The following is a 16,607-nucleotide window of genomic DNA, read 5'->3' as shown; positions in this document are numbered from 1 at the left end:
CTGCTGTTCAATAGCAGGCGTTCTGCGCCAACTGTTGTTCACTATAAAGCAGGCGTTCTGCCTGCTATGGATAAGAATGATAGGGAAAAGAACAAAGGCAGTTCAGCAACTCTTTTTGCCCATAGCAGGCAACCAACTATACCTTTAGGTAGAAAAACGTTGCTGCAGCGAAACTTCTTTTGTAAATGGTGATATATAGATAATTACTGATGCAATCGGGAAGCACAGCGATAAATCATTTTGCTAAATTAACCTCTATCAAAAGGAGTAGATGCAAACAGCAACTCTCCCAAACGATAGGGAAGAATGGCTTCAATCACATCGTGATTCTATGAGGAAACACTATGACGCAAACACCAAACATTCCACCCTTTATTGAAAGTGATGAGCAGGAATACCGGGATAGCGGTGTACCTAGCACCGTGGCTATTATTGGGCATCCACTTCATCCGCTGTTGGTCACGTTTCCAATTGCATTTTTGACAGCTCCTCTACTCACTGACTTGGTCTATTGGCTAACTGGTGATTTGTTTTGGGCCAGGGCTTCCTTCTGGCTAATTGGTGCTGGTTTTGTAACGGGGATTATTGCCGCCATTACCGGCATGATGGATTTCCTCAGAATTGACCGTGTGCGTCAGCATAGTGCTGGTTGGATTCATATGGTCGGCAATGTTGCCGCGCTGGGCCTGTCGGTGATTAATCTGGCATTGCGATGGGGCGATCAAGCTGGACCTATTTTGCCATTCGGGATTATCCTTTCCTTAATCGTGGCTGGGGCACTGGGTGTAACAGGGTGGTATGGTGCAGAGTTAATTTACCGTCATAAAGTAGCCGTAATTGGCTATGCTTGTTCTGCTGTGGCTGCTGTCGTGCGGGCCTGTTCCACCGCCTGTTCAGAAACGGCTCCAGAGCGAAACAACTCTTCTAGACGAGTAGCGTCTGATTGGGCCTGTTGCAGTTCTAGCTGGGCTTGCTCGACCTGGGTTTGAGCATCGTTCACCTCGGCTTGCAAACTAGCGACTTCTGACTGTCGGGCTGCTACTTCCGCATCAGCTTCTACCACGGCTGCCGTCAGAATGGCATCATCCAGCTGGGCCACGATCTGCCCTTGCCGCACCGGGTTGCCTACATCCACAGCCACATCCAGCACCTGCCCCTCCACCTGCGAACGCACCGAAATTTCCCGGTAGGGCAAAGTTGTACCGGTGTAGGCTAGTTCAGCTTCAATCTGCCCAGTTTGAGCTACGGCCACATCTACCGCTACAGGCCCTGATTGGCGCTGTTCGGAGGATTGGGTCTGGGCTTCTCCCGGTGGAATCAGGCTGCATCCGCTAGGAAAGAGCAACAGCCCAGCTAGGCCCAGCGACCCCAAGACTAGGCGTAGCCTCGCAACATTACTACACATAAAACCATAGAAATTGAGTTTCATGCTCTGGTTTACCCCTGAAGTTCGGAACAGTTAGCGTTACAAGTGATGGTTAGCTGCGATTATAAATGGCTGTAGATACGGTTACAAACAAGGCGACAACAGCTGGGAACCGTGCGAATTGTTACCGACTCGCTTTAACTGACTCGCTTTAGACTCGCTTTAATAGTTTGGCAACTGCAATCAATTGGGTAAATGCCTAGAAAGATAGATAAATTGCCGCTTTTACTTTGCTTTTACTTCTGCTTTTACTTCATTGTTGGACTTTATTGTTAAATTCGTTGCTGTTGCTCTGCCAACATCGCTCGACTGATTTGGTGTTACATAGAATACCAGGTAATTTCTAGAAGCCCCTGCTGTTGATTGAAGCAGCCTAGAATGATCGGGGGCCTGTTGGTCGGATTACAATTTTGTAATCTTTCTCAATGAACCGTAAGAAAATCGCTAGAGTGGCGGTGGAGCTATCCTGGAGAAGACGCAAGAATACTCCTAGCCAGAGTCAGGGATGGGATCAAGCCGTTATGCACATCCTGTTTGTAGAAGATGAGGCAAAAATTGCTAATTTTGTTCAGGCTGGGTTAAAAGAGCAAGGCTTTGTCGTAGACTATTGCGATCACGGAGACGAGGGCTATGGGCGAGCTATGAACAATGCCTACGATGTGATCGTGCTGGATATCATGGTACCGGGAAAGGACGGCCTTTCGATTCTGAAACACCTGCGTCGGTCAAGAAAGGATGGCTATAGCAAACCGTGATTAAGCGGACCAAGTGGCAGATCTGGCTAATTCAGCTAACCCATTCATCTGACCCATTTCAATGCAATTTCAATTGATCAAATGCTCAGACTATGCCTGAGCCGGGGTCGGATCTGGCTGTGGTTTATCCACCGCAACGTCACTCAGCTTTCAACAATACAAACAGTGAGGTAACACCTTGACAGGAACATTGATAAACTCTGGACAAACCGCATCTCAGGTTGATCACTCTGAGTATTCATCGAGTCATTCACCCAATGAGGTGTTCTTCTGCCCCGAAGAGTCTCACTTTTACTCTCAGTGCTTGGAGAAAATGGTTTTTAGCCGCTGCACCCAGGCCGATCGGGTGATTGAATTTGGCTCCGGAGACGGCAGCCCTGTGATCCATAGCTTGCTCAGAACTCAGTTCAAAGGTACAGTTTATGGCTATGAGTTAAACTCCACGGCCTGTCAGGTAGCTCAATCGCGAATTCGTCAGTATCAGTTGGGGCGTCACTACATTGTCCGCAACCAGTGCTTCTTTGAAGGTTGGCAGCAGACCGATGCCAAGTGTTTAATTTCTAACCCTCCCTATCTGCCAGCTCCTGACAATGACCTGTACATGCCATCCCTGCATGGCGGTTCGGACGGGGCCGTATTGACTCGCAAGCTGCTGTCGCTGGGCTGTGATCAGGTGTTGTCGTTGATTTCGGCCTATTCAAATCCGGTTGAAACGATTGAACATGCTCTAGCTCAAGGCTACCAGATCGTAGACTTTATGATTGCTCCGCTGCAATTCGGCTATTACAGTTCAGAAGTCAAGGTAAAGCAAACCATCCAAGCGTTGCGGGCAGCTCGTAAAGCATTCTATTCCTCTAATATCTACCTATTAGCAGGGGTGTTATTCAAGCAAAAGAGCTACGGTGATACTGATATCTCGAAAGAGTTAGTGCAGGTGATGACTGCATTTTGAGCAGAACACGTTGGAGCTGCTAGGCAAACCAATGGTAAGCAAGCTGATTTTGGGAACAATTTGGATCGGATTCACGGCCTACACGCTGTGGATTGCCCCGCTGGATCGTCCCTATACCTGGTTTGTGGGTAAGCAGCTCCTCAGCTTCAACTGGACTACCCTGAATGCCTTTATTCCAGCAATTTTCTGGCTGATGGGCATCTGGTCGATGATTTATGGCTGCCTCATGTTCGCCGATGGACGGATGCAGCGGTTTCGCGCTTGGCCCTACTTCTTGGGGTCTAACTTCACTGGCGTCATGTGTCTGTTGCCCTACTTGATTCTAAAGTACGTCGCTTCGAACACCCGCACGTCGAGCGACTGGCAGCCGACGGTTTTTCTTGGAGGCGATCTGGCGGAGAAAGTCAGGGAACTTAAACAAACCGACGGACCTGATCTGCACATCTTCGGCAGTGCAAATATGCTGCAGACGCTTTTCAAAGCAGACCTCGTCGATCGGCTCGAGCTGATGATCTTCCCTGTCACGCTCGGCACCGGAAAACGCCTCTTTCAGGACGGCACCATCCCCGCGGCCTTTAAGGTGACCGAGGGCCAAGTCACGCCAAACGGCATAATCGTCGCCACTTACCAACGCGACGGCGACGTAAAAACCGGCACACCCCAGATCGAAACGGATAACTAATAAGAATGTGCAGTCGGGGCTGGCCATTATCGAGAATCAGGCGCAAACTGCGATAATGCCCTATGGTTGATTGGAGAGTAGTTGCCTATTGGGTTGCAACGCTTTGGCTTTGCGTCGGGATGCTGGGTAGTGCGGTGTTGCAGTTGGTCAAGATGCCGGAGGTCTTGCATAACTTTGGCCGGCTGGGGTATCCGCGGTATTTGCTGGTGCTGCTCGGCGTTTGGAAGATCCTCGGGGTCGTCGTGCTTGTCGCACCGCGAATGCCGCTCCTGAAAGAATGGGCGTATGCGGGGTTTTTCTTCGTCGCGTCCGGTGCGCTTTTCTCTCACATTGCGATCGGCGATGGTTTTATGACATTGCTCCCGACCGCTTTGCTGCTCGCCCTAACTGTCGTCTCTTGGTACCTAAGGCCCGAAAGCCGACGGCTCGCCGGAGCGAGCCGCAGCAGCAACTGATAGAGATGGTCTTCGGCCCGAGCTATTTCTTTGGGGCGATGCGAAGAAGTTCGCCGTTCGATTCGTCGGTGACGACGTATAGAAGGCCATCGGGTCCTTGGCGGACATCGCGGATGCGGCTCCCACGGTCGGTCAGTAGGTGTTCCTCGCCGGCGACTCGCCCGTCCTTCATAACAAGCCGCACGAGGCGCTGCGAAGCAAGCCCGCCGACGAAGATGTTACCTTTCCACTCTGGAAAAGCGGCTCCGGTGTAGAATTCCATTCCTGAAGGAGCGATCACAGGATCCCAATAATAAACCGGCTGTTCCATTCCGTCCTTGGCAGTAATGTCAGAGATGGCTTGGCCAGAATACTCTTCCCCATAAGTAATGATCGGCCAGCCGTAGTTCTTACCCTTTTCTGGCATATTTAGTTCGTCGCCGCCGCGGGCTCCGTGCTCGACCGTCCAGAGCCTCCCCTGATCATCAAAAACCGCCGACTGTATATTTCGATGGGATTGTAAAGCTCATCCCTCACGCGGGTACTACTCAGCGGCTTGGCAATCTTGTAAAGTAGTATTGTCGGGCTGTATTATTTGAATAGAGAAAGCCTAAACTGAAATATTTCTTATTGAATTCCCTGTAATACTTTACTAAACATTGCAGATACGACTTTCGGTTCATAGATTGCCACACCTAATAATCCACTACAAAAAGTGTAGCCTCAACGGTTTTTCGATGTTTCATAAAATCACTTGCATATTATTTAAGTACTTTTGTTCTATGTTGATCTATGAAAATACTCACCTTCGTGATACTCCTCTTATTTCTTGAGAGTGTTTCGCCTCTATATTCTCAAGAACTAGTAGTAGGCAGTAAGCAGGGGCAAAATCCTGTAGGTCAGAGAAACCCTCAAAATCCTAGGAGATCTCAAGATTCTGGAAGGCCCCCTCAAAATCGTGAACGACCTTGTTACAAGGATGGGAAATCGCATCCGCATAATACAAGGCTGGGTGATCAACTCTGTAGCAATGGTGAGTGGATCCCAGTTCCACCTTGATAATGGCTTGATAATGACTCGATAGGATACAGGTAGACAATCAAAGTGCAAATTATTCAAATTATGATTGAGGCTGGAGCAATGACAAAATTTTTAAATCTTCGACTCATCTTCCTTTTACTATTGACCCTTACTACAAATACTTCAGTAGTTTATGCATCTGGCAATGGCAGTCCGTGTTACCTCAATGGCGAATCCTATCCTCACGGCAGCCGAGTTGGTGACTATATCTGTATAAATGGGGAATGGCTTCCCTACCAATAGTGTTTTTACTTTTTTGTCTTTGGCTTTTGGATAGCAATTTTTAGATCATTTCAGATCAGCACATCTCACAGGCAAAGTTTTGCAGCTTGGTCGTGAACACGATGGTTAGCATCGGGATTGATGGCAAAATAACTGTTCAGCCAATCGCAACTCTTTTTCTTGAGAGCATCTGGATTGAATTCCCATAGCCTGATTGTATTGTCAGCGCTTGCTGAGATTAAGGTTTCTGGGCTGAGATATTTCACAGACCAAACGGGTCCCTCGTGGCCCTGGAGAGTACCAATCAGCTCCCCGTCGCGTCTCCACAACTTGACGGTCCCGTCCTTACTATTTGAAACCAAGAACTGTCCGTCTGGGCTGAACTGCACATCCAGTACCGACCCTTGATGGCCTTGGAGAGTGGTAATTAACTCACTATTGCGGGTCCACAACTTCACCGTCCGGTCGAGGCTGGTTGAGGCTAAGGTCTGACCATCCTGACTAAATTGCACAGCACTAACCAGAATTATAAACTTCTCGGTAATCCCCATCTGATGCACTGACTGCTTGATCACCACCGGCTGACCATCCGGCAACTGCAAGCGCCAGCGTTCAACTTTGAATTCCAGCTTTGATTGGTCTGGGTTTGCACCAGATTTATAACGAATTAAATCGGTGAACCTGCCCCAATATTCGTTACTGTTTATTTTTTCGTCTTTTGTAAACAGGCGTTTGGGTCCCAGCTTGATTTGATTGATGCATTTGAAGAATCGGTTTAAGAATCTGTTGACCGGAACTTTGAATTTACCGTTGTAGCCGGATGAGTAATTAACAATAAAACCTTCATCAGGTTCTTGTTTGCTGTTGGGCTGCTTTGGCGGCACGCAAACCGGGTGAGCCGATCCGGAATAGGGCTGAAAGATATTGGAAATGGGCAACAGTCCGCCAAGAATTATGATCCAGTCTTTGGTGGCTCCGATTGGTTCTACAACCTCTAGGGTTTGGGGATCAAGCGTATAGGGACGACCAGCATCGTAGGTGATCAGCAGCCGTCGGTTTGTTTTTAGAAAGGCCGTATTGAGCTGATTGCGCGAACCCAGGGCCAGACTCATCCGCACCACGCCGCCATCCCGAAAGGCTAGAGATTTGTAGCGCTTGTCATACTGCGCTGCCAGATCGGCATAGTAGCAAGGCGTTTTGGCAATCGCGGTAGTGAGTTTAGCGGTTTCGTTCTCAAAGCTGAGGCGGTAGATCATGCCATCCCCGTTGGGAAAAGCGCGTTCTCCGCGTTGGGGCTGGTCCTCTGGCGGAGGCAAGGGAGCAACAATCAACCCATGGCCATCCAGTCCTGCCGGTAGGGTTTGGTTCGCTTGGGGCACTAATGTCCAGGTTCCTTCTGTTCGGGATGCCTTGCTGACCGATGAGGGAACAAATGCTTTCATAGTGAATCGTCCTTACACAGGTGAATAGGGTAGAAGTTAAGAGCGACTAGGCGCTAATGGCTGTTCGATTGGGTGGGCTGGCAGCGGGTGTTGGCCGGGTAGATCTACTGCACCCAAAATTTTTAGCGCCACCTGCTGAGCTAGCGTGAGGCCGGTGGCTCCGGTCAGGTTCATGCCTTCATAGAGCTGCTTCGACCGCAGGCTGGTGAGGCAATGGTCCAGTTGCCAATCCCAGAGGTGAATTGTGCTGTCCTCGCCTGCACTGGCTAAGAGACTGCCATCGGGGCTAAAGGCAACCGACCAGACCCAATTGCTATGGCCCTTCAGGGTTCTGACATATTCCCCGCGCTGCACATCCCAAATCTTCACCGTATGGTCACAGCTAGCAGAGAGAGAGGTCACTGGTGATGGGGGCCAGCAAAATAATCCCAAGCGCAGCTAAACCGACCCAGAGCGCATCCATCCAGCGCCGCGAGTTGCAGACGGCTACACCCAACGGACCAATAAATTCCAGCGCCACGGCAATCCCAATCGGTACCCGCTCAATTGCCAGATAGAAAGAGAGATTCATCAGCGCCAAAGCCAGCCCAAACAGCAGCAGCACCGGATAAGCTGACCGATGTACGGCGCGCCAGTTGGGTCGCCAGAGGATTAACAGCACCAAGGCCGCAAACCCGACCCGCAGAAACACCACGGCAAAGGGATTAAGCTGCTCGAATAAGCTTTTGGCGATGGCCGACCCAAACTGGGTGGAAACAATCGACAGCAGCACTAGAACATTGGGAGATAATTTGGGAGCAGAAATATCTTTGATCACTTTTGTCATGGTGGCCTTCTTTAGACCCAGTGCGAACGACATAACATCACACCCTACATGAAGCAAGTGATCGGATCAAATCATGGGATGAATGGTTTCAATTTATGGCAACGATACATGACAGCGATAGCTCAAAAGTCAAGCTATTTCAGCTGCGGGCATTTGTGGCGGTAGCAGACTGCAAACAGTTTGGCGAAGCCGCCCTGCATCTGGGGTTGACCCAATCCTCGGTGAGCCATGCGATTGCTTCACTAGAAGCGGAATTAGGCGTGCAGTTACTCCATCGCGGGCGACGGGGTGCCATGCTGACCCCAACCGGCGAACAATTGCTGCCAGAGGCTCGCCAGATTTTGCAACTTTTAGACACCCTGCTGCACAAGGCTCAACTAGCGCGAGGCTTATCCACCGGACAGGTGCGACTTGCCTCGTTGCGCAGTATTGCTACCTATTTACTGCCCCACGTGATCGCCAGTTTTCGGCAGCAGTTTCCTGAGATCAAGGTGACCTTGACCCAATATTTCTACAACGCAGAAATTCAGGCTGCGCTGCGTCAGGGTAGTGCTGATATCGGGTTTATGGAACTACCAGTGTCGGAAGAATTTGCCACCTATGACCTGGTAGCCGATGAATATGTGGTGCTGTTACCGCCTGCTGAGCTGCCCCAGATGCCATCTGGCAAGCCATCTAGCAGACTACCTAAACAGCCGCTGCTGACTTGGCAGCAACTCAGCTCCTATCCGCTGATCATGCCTGCGCCCAACTACGAGGGATCAATCGCGCTCCAGCAGCACCTGCAAACCCATGCGCCCTTTCTCCACATCGGTTACGAAATCAACGAAGATTCGATTCAGGTAGCAATGGTCCAGCAGGGACTGGGAGCCATTAAAGTCTCAACCACATCCCCATCAACTGGGCTATCAAAATCATTTTGCAAAGCGATTGCTAATCCATAGCGATCGGCATTCGGATCGTTTGGCCCCCTTCCATCTAAAACATACAGAGCCTGAAGTGCTGCTGAAGATGGCTGTTTTAGTGCTTTACTCTTTGCTGCTTTATCCTTTGCCGTCTTGGTTTTGGTGGTTTTAGCGGTTTTGGTGGTTTTGCGGGCAGGAAGATTCTGGGCTGATGGTTGAGCTGATGCTGCTTCCATCAGGGTTAGAATTGCCTCACTGTCCTCCTGATGTCCTGGAATATAGGGAATCAGCCCTTGACGAAAGGCTTCTACCTGTGCGCCGAAAGGAGCCTGACGGATGTCCATCAGCAGTCCATTTACCGACAGCATCCAAACCAGGGGATTACGATCGACCAGGTTCGGCAAACACCAGTCGGGATCAAATTGATGCATCTTCAGCGTATCCCGCACGAGTTTTGATAAGGATTGCCTATTGGTCAAGACTAACGCACGACCAGCACAGAGCAAGGTGCATGACGCACGATATATTCGGTGATGGAGCCAAACAGAAAGCTCAATCCCCGCTCCTCGTGGGCTGGCATCACAATCAAATCGACATCGTTTGCTTTAGCATAGTTGATAATTTCATGATCTGGACTGCCAATCACAACATTGATTTGGGCACCGCTGTATCCTGCCTTGGCCAATTTCTCTTGTAGGACTGTTTCTACCTTTTGTTCCCGGCTTTCGTCTGTTACTGTATTCCAAATCACGGCTGGATCAGTAGGATGCAGCATCGGCAAAACATGGAAAACATGTAATTGGTTGGCCGCCTCAACCATCTCACGCGCCACAGCCAACGCCGCAAACGATTGCTCTGAGAAATCAATCGGGACCATTACTTTATTTTTTTTTAACCAGCTCATTGCTTGCCTCCAGAATAAAACGTATTTGGTATCGCAAAGGAACGGAGGTTACAAGGGAATCTGACTGAACCAAGCTAACTGAACCAAGCTAACTGAACCAATCTGTACACTGAACCAATCTGTACTGAATCAAATTATGGCCAACTGCATCTACTCGAATTCGCTGTCTCAGCGCACGATAGAAGTAGAGCCAAGCGAAACCATTCGAAACTGCCATGCTTCCAAGCGGTATGACCCAAGGGATGCTCCTAGCAATTTTGCTCATACATTCTATGAACACCATGCTTTGATCACCCCTGGGAAACTTCTTAGATTGGAAAGTAGCAGGCCATCAATTATCCCACCCTTACGAGGTTACTATGACACGTCTTCCGGTGCAGGGCTAATGGTGTTCGCTGCCCGGGCGTGCTGAACCGGGCGGCTTGGCCGGGCGATCGTCCCGGGTCTGGAGAGTTCTGGAACATGCCTCGCGTCGCCGGTATCGACATCCCCGATAAGAAGAAGATCCTGTTTGCGCTGCAGTACATCCACGGGATCGGGCCCAAGTTCGCGGCCGAGATCCTCGCCGAGGCGAAGGTGAACCCGGATCTGCGGGCCAACCAGGTGGACGAGAACGCGCTGGCGGCGATCAACGCGATCATCGACGCCAACTACATCGTCGAGGGCGCGCTGCGTCGCCAGGTGGGCCAGAACATCCAGCGGCTGAAGGACATCCGGTCCTACCGCGGCGAGCGTCACCGCAAGGGTCTTCCCGTCCGGGGGCAGCGTACCCGGTCCAATGCGCGCACACGCAAAGGCAAGAAGAAGACGGTCGCCGGCAAGAAGGGCGTCAAGGCGAAGTGATCGGTTCATCGCGGCCCGAGGCGGCATGTCGCCGCGGGTCGCCCAAGGCACTCATGGGCGCTGGGGCGTGATCCGCCCGGCGCCCCGCGGGGATGACCCGTAGGGTCAGACGATCCGCAAGGTGGAGCGATGGCGAAGAAGGTCAAGAAGGTCCGCAAGAACGTCGTGCGTGGCATCGTCCACGTTAAGGCCACCAGCAACAACACGCTGGTGACCATCACCGACATGAACGGGGAGACGCTCTGCTGGGACTCGGCGGGCACGATCGGGTTCAAGGGCGCGCGCAAGAGCACGCCCTTCGCCGCGACCCGCGCGGGCGAGAGCGCGGCCCAGAAGGCCCGCAAGCTCGGGATGACCGAGTGCGAGGTCCGCATCAAGGGCGCCGGCTCGGGCCGCGAGTCGGCGGTCAACGGCGTGGTGTCCACCGGGCTTCGGGTCACGGCGATCGAGGACCACACGCCCGTTCCGCACAACGGCTGCCGCCCCGCCAAGCGCCGCCGCGTCTGAACGGGCACGAATCGAGATGAGTCCCCGGCGGACAGCAGGGCCCCTCCGAGCCGATCAGCAGGGCTCACCGGGCTGCCCGATACCCGCGCGGGGTGGATGGAACCTGAACTGCTGAATCCGGAAGGGTGCGCATGCGAGTTCGCTGGCGTGGAATGGAGCTGCCGTCCAAGGTCGTCAAGGACCCCAAGTTCGCCTCGGACGTGTACGGTCGGTTCTCGGTCGAGCCCTTCGAGCGCGGGTTCGGCACGACGATCGGCAACGGGCTGCGCCGTGTCCTGCTCTCCTCCCTCGAGGGCGCCGCGGTCACCGCGGTCAAGATCACCGGCGCGCCGCAGGGCATCTTCCTCCCCGAGACCAGCAAGGACAAGCCCAAGACCGGCATCATCGAGGCCGTCGGCGACGGCGCCCTCAACACCGAGACCGGCGAGCGCATCCCCCTCACCGTCAAGAAGGGCGACCGCGTCATCTTCTCCTCCTACGCCGGCACCGAGGTCAAGCTCGAGGGCACCGAGCTGCTCATCATGTCCGAGGACGACATCCTCGCCGTCATCGACTGAGCAACAGCCCGAACACCTCGACACCGCGGCCCACACCACATGACCCCAGACCAGCTCCGCCAGGCCCTGCACGAGCTCAACGGCGAACGCGACCTCATCATCGCCTTCGCCGGTGTCACCTCCCCGGCCATCGGCGGCGCGGCCCACCTCGAGGTCAGGCACGCCATGCTCATCCCCGATGAGGCGGACCACCTCGTCAAGGTCACCGACGGCAAGAGCGTGTTCATCATCGACGCCGACCGCGTCGCATGGATCAGGATCGGACTCAAGTAAGCACCCAGCACACACTGGTATTCACCCATAGGAACCCCAAGCCATGCCCGCAAAGTCCATCGCCTTCAACGTTGACGCCAGGGAGCGCATCCTCAAGGGCGTCCAGAAGCTCGCCCACGCCGTCAAGGTCACCCTCGGCCCATCGGGACGCGTCGTCGTCCTTGAAAAATCCTTCGGCACCCCCACCGTCACCAAGGACGGCGTCACCGTCGCCAAGGAGATCGAGCTCGACGATCCCTACGAGAACATGGGCGCACAGATGGTCAAGGAGGTCGCCTCAAAGGCCTCCAAGGACGCGGGCGACGGCACCACCACCGCCACCATCTACGCCGAGGCCATCTACGCCGAGGGCCTGAAGAACATCACCGCCGGCGCCAACCCCAACGAGGTTAAGCGCGGCATCGACAAGGCCGTCAACGCCCTCGTCGAAGAGCTCAAGCGCATGTCCAAGAAGGTCGACTCCTCCAAGGAGATCGCCCAGGTCGGCACCTGCTCCGCCAACCAGGACGCCGAGATCGGCGAGCAGATCGCCAAGGCTATGGACAAGGTCGGGAAGGACGGCGTGATCACCGTCGAGGAGGGCAAGAGCCTCGTCACCGAGATCGAGCTCGTCGAGGGCATGCAGTTCGACAAGGGCTACCTCAGCCCCTACTTCATGACCGACCCCAAGACCGGCGAGTGCGTCCTCGAGGACTGCTACATCCTCATCTACGAGAAGAAGATCTCCAATCTTCCCGACCTGCTCCCCCTGCTCAACAAGGTCGTCATGACCGGCAAGCCCCTGCTCATCATCGCCGAGGAGGTCGAGAACGAGGAACGGCTCGTTGAATATCTTTTCCGGATACTCTTTCCAGCCGCTAAATACGTTCATTATCGCCTTGTAAAGAAACCCGATGGCAAATCCTGCTGCAATGATGATCCCACCTTTTGCTGCGGACGCTTCGCCTTTCTGGGCGATCTCCGAGTGCTGTTTTGATTCTTCGCTGGCCGCCGCGATCAATACTTGGGCACACGCCGTGCCCTCCGGATACTTTAGGAATCCATGCTGGTCGCGTATCATTGCTCGCCGTAGGGGTATCATCATCAGAATCCCAAGCAATCCGCCCAGCACGGCAACCATCGTTACACGCCATACCTCAAGCTCGAACCCGAGGATCAGTATCGCGGGCATCGTTACACCAACGCCGAAAGCGATAGATTCTCCGGCGGAGCCGGTGGTTTGGACAATGTTGTGTTCTAGTATGGTCGCGTCGCGTGCTCCCATCTTTGATAGGAGCCGGAACAGCGTGATCGAAATGACGGCTACCGGTATCGAGGCCGACACGGTAAGCCCTACCTTCAGAACAAGATAAAGCGATGAAGCCCCAAAGATGATACCGAGCAATGCCCCTACGATCAGTGGCACGGGTGTCAATTCACGGAGAGTGGTGACCGAATCGGAGATATACGGCCGAAATTTTTTAAGAAATGGGTTGTCCATATAGATCTAGGCTCTGATCCCTTTGTCCTCGCAAATATACGCCCGATTCGCAAATAACTCAAAATCAGCTAAGATTGCTGAAAACCTATCCAGGAGTAATATCCCAAATGAAAGTTCTCGTTGCGCCTTTGCGTGCCTGCTTTTTGATTCTGGTTTACGTCTTTTGTGCCGCTGCTCAGATTCCTTCCCCAAAAGATGTTTTAGGCTTCATGCCCGGTGACGACCGAAAACTCGCCAGTTGGGCACAGGTTGTCGATTATTTCAAAAAGCTCGATGCCGCGAGCGACCGGATCAGATTCGAAGAGATCGGCAAGAGCACCATGGGCGCACCGTTCGTTTTCGCGACGATCAGTTCGCCGGAGAATCTGAAGAACCTGGCGAAATACAGCGAGATCAACAAAAAGCTCGCCGACCCGCGAAAGCTGAGATCACGGGACATGCAGCCTGCCCCTGAAGTGAGCGCGGCCGCTGTGCAGCGGCTTATCAAAGACGGGAAAACGATCGTTCTCATCACCTTCGGCATACACTCGACCGAGGTCGGCAGCTATCTATCGTCTATGCTTGTCGCACACGAGCTTGCGAGCAGCAATGCGCCGCGGATAAAGAAGATCCTCGACGAAACGATCATTTTGCTTGTTCCGTCATTACGGTCATACATAGTAAAAGTGACGCTAAAATTCTCAACTGATAGCATTGACAATTCTGAGTTTTGAACTTTAAGTGACAGAGTCTACATTCTCACAACTGACTCGTCTTGGGATCAATTAACACCCGTAAATTCTCACCTAAGCTATCAAACGCTTTCACCGCCAACAGCAGCAGCAAACCGGGCAGTACTCCCAGCCACCAGTAACCCGTAGAAAGATGGCGCATTGCTTCAGCCAGAATGATACCAATTGCGGGTGTGTGAGGAGAGAGGCCAATCCCAATAAACGATAATGCCGCCTCGTGCAGGATTGCGTGGGGAAACAGCAAAATTAAGCCGACGAGCACCTGTGGGAGCACATGGGGCAGCATGTGGTGACAGGCAATCCAGAAGGGGGAGTGCCCCAAGCGATGGGAAAGCTGCACATAGTTGGAACTGTTGATTTGCAGCACCTCGGCTCGCACGATCCGAGCGAGATTCGTCCAGTGAGTGAGGGCCACGGCCACAATCACGCCCCTAGTGCCGCCTCCAAGGGCAAAGGCAATCATGATCAGCAGTACTAGATGGGGCAAACTGAAAAACACATCCACAATCCAGGTGATCACCGCATCAATTTTGCCGCCAAAGCCACCGGCGATCATGCCCAAGCTAGTGCCAATCACCGCACTAAAGCTAGCAGCCAATAATCCTACCTGAATACTTAGCGACATACCATGTAGTGACCGCGACAGCATATCCCGCCCCAGCCAGTCGGTGCCAAAGGGATGGGCCAAGGAGGGCGGTTGGTTGCGCTGCGTCAAAACTGGGTTTAGGCCCGCGTCACCGATTAGCCAGCTGCTAAAAATTAGGGTGATCAGCAACAGGGCGCACGCCCCAATAGCAGCTAAGGTACGCTGTCGCCGATTCCACAGGCGCGCTCGTTTGGATACAGCAGTTGGAGTTACAGCTCGAACAGTCATAGGCCACCAATCCGAATGCGTGGATCAATAATTTGGTAGGTCAGGTCAGCAATTGTGTTGCCAATATAGACGAATAGGGCGCTAAAAAACACAATCCCAACCAGCAGGGGCACATCGCTACGCAGCGCTGCCTGCACCGTTGCTTCGCCCAAGCCCGGATAGGCAAATACCTGTTCTGCCAGCACGGCACCGCCAAACAGTTCGCTGAGGGACGCAAACTGCAGCGTGATTGCCGGTAGCAGAATATTGCGCAATCCATGATGCCGAATGATGCCCCACAGCGTTTCTCCCTGAGCACGAGCAAACAGCACATAGTCACTGTTCAGGACTTCGATCAGCTTTTGCCGAGTATGGACATTTAAGCTATCTTGCGGCGTTGCACAAGTTTGGGTGAAATCCGGTGACTATGAAGGTTGGGCACCTGGGGGTGATGTGGAATGCAGAAAAGCGCTTTGGCTTTGGGCATTCAGCACAATCCCTCAGCAGCGAGTAAGCTCAGCGGAATTAGCAGCGCTGAGAGATTACTACTACAACGGATCAGAGCAACTGGTCAGAGATGAGAAGACCGGCGCTCAAGAAATGAAGCACTTTGAACCGGGCAAAGGGAATCAGCGACTCATGCGAACGGTAAGGCGCGCGCTAACCATGCTTTACCGCAAATTGAAAGCGATCTTTTAGGCAATTCAAGGGCACTGGTTCACCCAGTGCTTTTTTCTACTTGTGCAGGAACTTTAAATCACTAAAATAATTCAAAAGAGTTAGATATGTAAATATTTCAGGCGACGATATAAACGGTTATGATTACTGTGCTTCGTCCGCTGCCTCGGTGCAGCATTCGACTATTGCTGCAAGTTTTGGTGGTGGGTATTCTTTCCTCTGTTGGTGTTTTACTAGAAGTTACCCCAAGTTTATCCCCAACTTCGTCTAGCCTCACCTTGTTCAGTTTTACGGTGGGCAAAGTGGCTCTTGCCCAAGCGGTGTCCGATCAGGAGGTGCAAAGCTACGCCCGATCTGTGTTGGCAATTGAGCCAATCCGGCAGGCGGCCTACAACAAAATCAAGCAGATGTCTGGTTCTAGCGATGTTCCCGTGGTGGCTTGCCATCGGCCTAGTAGCTTGAGCGAGCTACCCGACACTATCCGCGACATTGCGGTCGATTACTGCAATCAGGCGATTGCCATTGTAGAGCGCAACAATCTCACCATCACTCGCTTTAATCAAATCACGGTTGCCCACCAGGCTAATCCTGACCTGTCGAATCGGATCCAGCAGGTGATTAATCAGTTGCAGAGCAATGGTCAGTAGGGCTAGCTTGGCGGTTGGGATGAGCCGATGATGAGCCGATTCAGCTTAGGTGATTCAGGCCAAGCAGTTCAGCTTTGGTTGCCGGACAGTTGATCTTAAGTAGGATAGGGACAGCACTGTATTTGAGGCAAATTTTATGCCGAGACTGAATCCGTTCTCGCTGCAAATGCAAATTACCCGCATGTTTGACCAAGGCCAATCCTTTTTTGCTACCACCCGCGTTCAGGACTGGCTCCGCGAGCATAATCAAGACCCCAATGCCTACGACATTAGCTTTGTGCAAAAGCCAGCTCCTCCTGGCTCCGGTCAGGTGATGGTAGTGGAGATTGGCCTCCAGCGACGCGACGGTCAACCCGTTGATCCCTCGCTTACCTGATCACGATGCGGCTGTGTAGTTGGAGATGGACGAA

The 16,607-nt window shown here is 52.7% G+C and carries 21 protein-coding genes and 4 pseudogenes; 15 read left to right on the top strand and 10 right to left on the bottom strand.

Annotated elements, in window-relative coordinates:
- Window positions 1-344: 344 nt before the first annotated feature.
- Window positions 345-776: pseudogene (locus JVX88_RS32385) on the top strand (DUF2231 domain-containing protein); the annotation flags it as partial.
- Window positions 777-841: 65 nt separating this feature from the next.
- On the opposite strand, the gene JVX88_RS39725 reads toward JVX88_RS32385, so the two are convergent.
- The gene (locus tag JVX88_RS39725; protein ID WP_225931250.1) at window positions 842-1,429 is read right to left on the bottom strand and encodes a biotin/lipoyl-binding protein; all 588 of its coding nucleotides are present in this window, start codon (window positions 1,427-1,429) and stop codon (window positions 842-844) included.
- Between the two features lie 422 nt (window positions 1,430-1,851).
- Between JVX88_RS39725 and JVX88_RS43500 the strand changes: the two genes are divergently transcribed.
- The 4 genes from JVX88_RS43500 (at window position 1,852) to JVX88_RS32365 (ending at window position 4,270) form a co-directional block, all read left to right on the top strand.
- On the top strand, window positions 1,852-2,181 hold the full coding sequence (locus tag JVX88_RS43500; protein ID WP_263975350.1) for a response regulator: 330 nt from the start codon (window positions 1,852-1,854) through the stop codon (window positions 2,179-2,181).
- A 313-nt stretch (window positions 2,182-2,494) separates the two neighbouring features.
- Window positions 2,495-3,133: an SAM-dependent methyltransferase gene (locus JVX88_RS32375; protein ID WP_263975349.1), complete on the top strand. Its 639-nt coding sequence runs from the start codon at window positions 2,495-2,497 to the stop codon at window positions 3,131-3,133.
- Between the two features lie 31 nt (window positions 3,134-3,164).
- Window positions 3,165-3,815, top strand: coding sequence for a dihydrofolate reductase family protein (locus JVX88_RS32370; protein WP_211622553.1), 651 nt, complete (start codon window positions 3,165-3,167; stop codon window positions 3,813-3,815).
- A gap of 62 nt (window positions 3,816-3,877) precedes the next feature.
- A complete protein-coding gene (locus JVX88_RS32365) occupies window positions 3,878-4,270 on the top strand; it encodes a DoxX family protein (protein WP_211622551.1) in 393 nt (130 codons plus the stop codon).
- A gap of 22 nt (window positions 4,271-4,292) precedes the next feature.
- On the opposite strand, the gene JVX88_RS32360 is transcribed toward JVX88_RS32365, so the two are convergent.
- The 4 genes from JVX88_RS32360 to JVX88_RS32345 form a co-directional block, all read right to left on the bottom strand.
- Window positions 4,293-4,754 carry a PQQ-dependent sugar dehydrogenase gene (locus JVX88_RS32360; RefSeq protein WP_211628988.1) on the bottom strand — a complete coding sequence of 154 codons (462 nt, stop codon included), beginning with the start codon at window positions 4,752-4,754 and terminating at the stop codon, window positions 4,293-4,295.
- An 883-nt stretch (window positions 4,755-5,637) separates the two neighbouring features.
- Window positions 5,638-6,993, bottom strand: a complete 1,356-nt coding sequence (locus JVX88_RS32355; RefSeq protein ID WP_211622549.1) for a carotenoid oxygenase family protein — start codon at window positions 6,991-6,993, stop codon at window positions 5,638-5,640.
- Window positions 6,994-7,029: 36 nt separating this feature from the next.
- Complete coding sequence (locus JVX88_RS32350) at window positions 7,030-7,395, bottom strand: WD40 repeat domain-containing protein (protein WP_211622541.1); 366 nt, start codon at window positions 7,393-7,395, stop codon at window positions 7,030-7,032.
- Entirely contained in the window at window positions 7,376-7,852 is a 477-nt protein-coding gene (locus JVX88_RS32345; RefSeq protein ID WP_225931249.1) for an EamA family transporter, read from the bottom strand. Before JVX88_RS32345 ends, JVX88_RS32350 begins: the two co-directional genes overlap by 20 nt.
- Before the next feature lie 62 nt (window positions 7,853-7,914).
- Here JVX88_RS32345 and JVX88_RS32340 point away from each other — a divergent pair, with 62 nt between their 5' ends.
- Window positions 7,915-8,763, top strand: a complete 849-nt coding sequence (locus JVX88_RS32340) for a LysR family transcriptional regulator (protein WP_211622539.1) — start codon at window positions 7,915-7,917, stop codon at window positions 8,761-8,763.
- Here JVX88_RS32340 and JVX88_RS32335 read toward each other — a convergent pair.
- Window positions 8,658-9,155, bottom strand: coding sequence for a hypothetical protein (locus tag JVX88_RS32335; RefSeq protein WP_211622537.1), 498 nt, complete (start codon window positions 9,153-9,155; stop codon window positions 8,658-8,660). The two genes, JVX88_RS32340 and JVX88_RS32335, sit on opposite strands and share 106 nt — an antisense overlap.
- Before the next feature lie 50 nt (window positions 9,156-9,205).
- Complete coding sequence (locus JVX88_RS32330) at window positions 9,206-9,628, bottom strand: universal stress protein (protein WP_211622535.1); 423 nt, start codon at window positions 9,626-9,628, stop codon at window positions 9,206-9,208.
- Window positions 9,629-10,090: 462 nt separating this feature from the next.
- Here JVX88_RS32330 and rpsM point away from each other — a divergent pair, with 462 nt between their 5' ends.
- The 5 genes and pseudogenes from rpsM to groEL all read left to right on the top strand — a co-directional run.
- Entirely contained in the window at window positions 10,091-10,471 is a 381-nt protein-coding gene (gene rpsM / locus JVX88_RS32325; protein ID WP_211622533.1) for a 30S ribosomal protein S13, read from the top strand.
- 129 nt (window positions 10,472-10,600) lie between these two features.
- Window positions 10,601-10,978 (top strand): 30S ribosomal protein S11, encoded by a 378-nt coding sequence (gene rpsK, locus JVX88_RS32320; RefSeq protein WP_211622530.1) that lies wholly within the window; start codon window positions 10,601-10,603, stop codon window positions 10,976-10,978.
- A gap of 152 nt (window positions 10,979-11,130) precedes the next feature.
- Entirely contained in the window at window positions 11,131-11,535 is a 405-nt protein-coding gene (locus tag JVX88_RS32315; RefSeq protein WP_211622528.1) for a co-chaperone GroES, read from the top strand.
- A gap of 39 nt (window positions 11,536-11,574) precedes the next feature.
- The gene (locus tag JVX88_RS32310) at window positions 11,575-11,808 is read left to right on the top strand and encodes a hypothetical protein (RefSeq protein WP_211622526.1); all 234 of its coding nucleotides are present in this window, start codon (window positions 11,575-11,577) and stop codon (window positions 11,806-11,808) included.
- Window positions 11,809-11,851: 43 nt separating this feature from the next.
- Window positions 11,852-12,622: pseudogene (gene groEL, locus JVX88_RS32305) on the top strand (chaperonin GroEL); the annotation flags it as partial.
- A 99-nt stretch (window positions 12,623-12,721) separates the two neighbouring features.
- On the opposite strand, the pseudogene JVX88_RS44625 reads toward groEL, so the two are convergent.
- A pseudogene (locus JVX88_RS44625) lies at window positions 12,722-13,288 on the bottom strand (OPT/YSL family transporter); the annotation flags it as partial.
- 107 nt (window positions 13,289-13,395) lie between these two features.
- Here JVX88_RS44625 and JVX88_RS32295 point away from each other — a divergent pair.
- Window positions 13,396-14,001, top strand: a complete 606-nt coding sequence (locus tag JVX88_RS32295; RefSeq protein ID WP_211622522.1) for a M14 family zinc carboxypeptidase — start codon at window positions 13,396-13,398, stop codon at window positions 13,999-14,001.
- Window positions 14,002-14,026: 25 nt separating this feature from the next.
- On the opposite strand, the gene JVX88_RS32290 is transcribed toward JVX88_RS32295, so the two are convergent.
- Both JVX88_RS32290 and JVX88_RS32285 read right to left on the bottom strand, forming a co-directional pair.
- Window positions 14,027-14,893 (bottom strand): ABC transporter permease, encoded by an 867-nt coding sequence (locus JVX88_RS32290; protein WP_211622520.1) that lies wholly within the window; start codon window positions 14,891-14,893, stop codon window positions 14,027-14,029.
- A pseudogene (locus tag JVX88_RS32285) lies at window positions 14,890-15,240 on the bottom strand (ABC transporter permease); the annotation flags it as partial. The gene JVX88_RS32290 and the pseudogene JVX88_RS32285, both read right to left, overlap by 4 nt.
- A gap of 43 nt (window positions 15,241-15,283) precedes the next feature.
- On the opposite strand from JVX88_RS32285, the gene JVX88_RS32280 reads away from it, so the two are divergent.
- The 3 genes from JVX88_RS32280 to JVX88_RS32270 all read left to right on the top strand — a co-directional run bounded on the left by JVX88_RS32280 (window position 15,284) and on the right by JVX88_RS32270 (window position 16,573).
- The gene (locus JVX88_RS32280) at window positions 15,284-15,571 is read left to right on the top strand and encodes a hypothetical protein (RefSeq protein ID WP_211622518.1); all 288 of its coding nucleotides are present in this window, start codon (window positions 15,284-15,286) and stop codon (window positions 15,569-15,571) included.
- Between the two features lie 119 nt (window positions 15,572-15,690).
- Window positions 15,691-16,197 (top strand): DUF4168 domain-containing protein, encoded by a 507-nt coding sequence (locus tag JVX88_RS32275; protein WP_211622516.1) that lies wholly within the window; start codon window positions 15,691-15,693, stop codon window positions 16,195-16,197.
- A 136-nt stretch (window positions 16,198-16,333) separates the two neighbouring features.
- Entirely contained in the window at window positions 16,334-16,573 is a 240-nt protein-coding gene (locus JVX88_RS32270; RefSeq protein WP_211622514.1) for a hypothetical protein, read from the top strand.
- Window positions 16,574-16,607 lie beyond the last annotated feature (34 nt).

It is taken from the genome of Leptolyngbya sp. 7M, assembly GCF_018128485.1.
Note: the sequence above shows the minus strand (reverse complement) of the source record. Positions and strands in the feature narration are given on the sequence as shown.

Bases quoted from the DNA above. Each gene is read 5' to 3' on its own strand.
- JVX88_RS39725 (WP_225931250.1), bottom strand. From the start codon at position 1,429: ATGAAACTCAATTTCTATGGTTTTATGTGTAGTAATGTTGCGAGGCTA.
- JVX88_RS43500 (WP_263975350.1), top strand. From the start codon at position 1,852: ATGAACCGTAAGAAAATCGCTAGAGTGGCGGTGGAGCTATCCTGGAGA.
- JVX88_RS32375 (WP_263975349.1), top strand. From the start codon at position 2,495: ATGGTTTTTAGCCGCTGCACCCAGGCCGATCGGGTGATTGAATTTGGC.
- JVX88_RS32370 (WP_211622553.1), top strand. From the start codon at position 3,165: ATGGTAAGCAAGCTGATTTTGGGAACAATTTGGATCGGATTCACGGCC.
- JVX88_RS32365 (WP_211622551.1), top strand. From the start codon at position 3,878: ATGGTTGATTGGAGAGTAGTTGCCTATTGGGTTGCAACGCTTTGGCTT.
- JVX88_RS32355 (WP_211622549.1), bottom strand. From the start codon at position 6,993: ATGAAAGCATTTGTTCCCTCATCGGTCAGCAAGGCATCCCGAACAGAA.
- JVX88_RS32345 (WP_225931249.1), bottom strand. From the start codon at position 7,852: ATGTCGTTCGCACTGGGTCTAAAGAAGGCCACCATGACAAAAGTGATC.
- JVX88_RS32340 (WP_211622539.1), top strand. From the start codon at position 7,915: ATGGCAACGATACATGACAGCGATAGCTCAAAAGTCAAGCTATTTCAG.
- JVX88_RS32335 (WP_211622537.1), bottom strand. From the start codon at position 9,155: ATGCATCAATTTGATCCCGACTGGTGTTTGCCGAACCTGGTCGATCGT.
- JVX88_RS32330 (WP_211622535.1), bottom strand. From the start codon at position 9,628: ATGAGCTGGTTAAAAAAAAATAAAGTAATGGTCCCGATTGATTTCTCA.
- rpsM (WP_211622533.1), top strand. From the start codon at position 10,091: ATGCCTCGCGTCGCCGGTATCGACATCCCCGATAAGAAGAAGATCCTG.
- rpsK (WP_211622530.1), top strand. From the start codon at position 10,601: ATGGCGAAGAAGGTCAAGAAGGTCCGCAAGAACGTCGTGCGTGGCATC.
- JVX88_RS32315 (WP_211622528.1), top strand. From the start codon at position 11,131: ATGGAGCTGCCGTCCAAGGTCGTCAAGGACCCCAAGTTCGCCTCGGAC.
- JVX88_RS32310 (WP_211622526.1), top strand. From the start codon at position 11,575: ATGACCCCAGACCAGCTCCGCCAGGCCCTGCACGAGCTCAACGGCGAA.
- JVX88_RS32295 (WP_211622522.1), top strand. From the start codon at position 13,396: ATGAAAGTTCTCGTTGCGCCTTTGCGTGCCTGCTTTTTGATTCTGGTT.
- JVX88_RS32290 (WP_211622520.1), bottom strand. From the start codon at position 14,893: ATGACTGTTCGAGCTGTAACTCCAACTGCTGTATCCAAACGAGCGCGC.
- JVX88_RS32275 (WP_211622516.1), top strand. From the start codon at position 15,691: ATGATTACTGTGCTTCGTCCGCTGCCTCGGTGCAGCATTCGACTATTG.
- JVX88_RS32270 (WP_211622514.1), top strand. From the start codon at position 16,334: ATGCCGAGACTGAATCCGTTCTCGCTGCAAATGCAAATTACCCGCATG.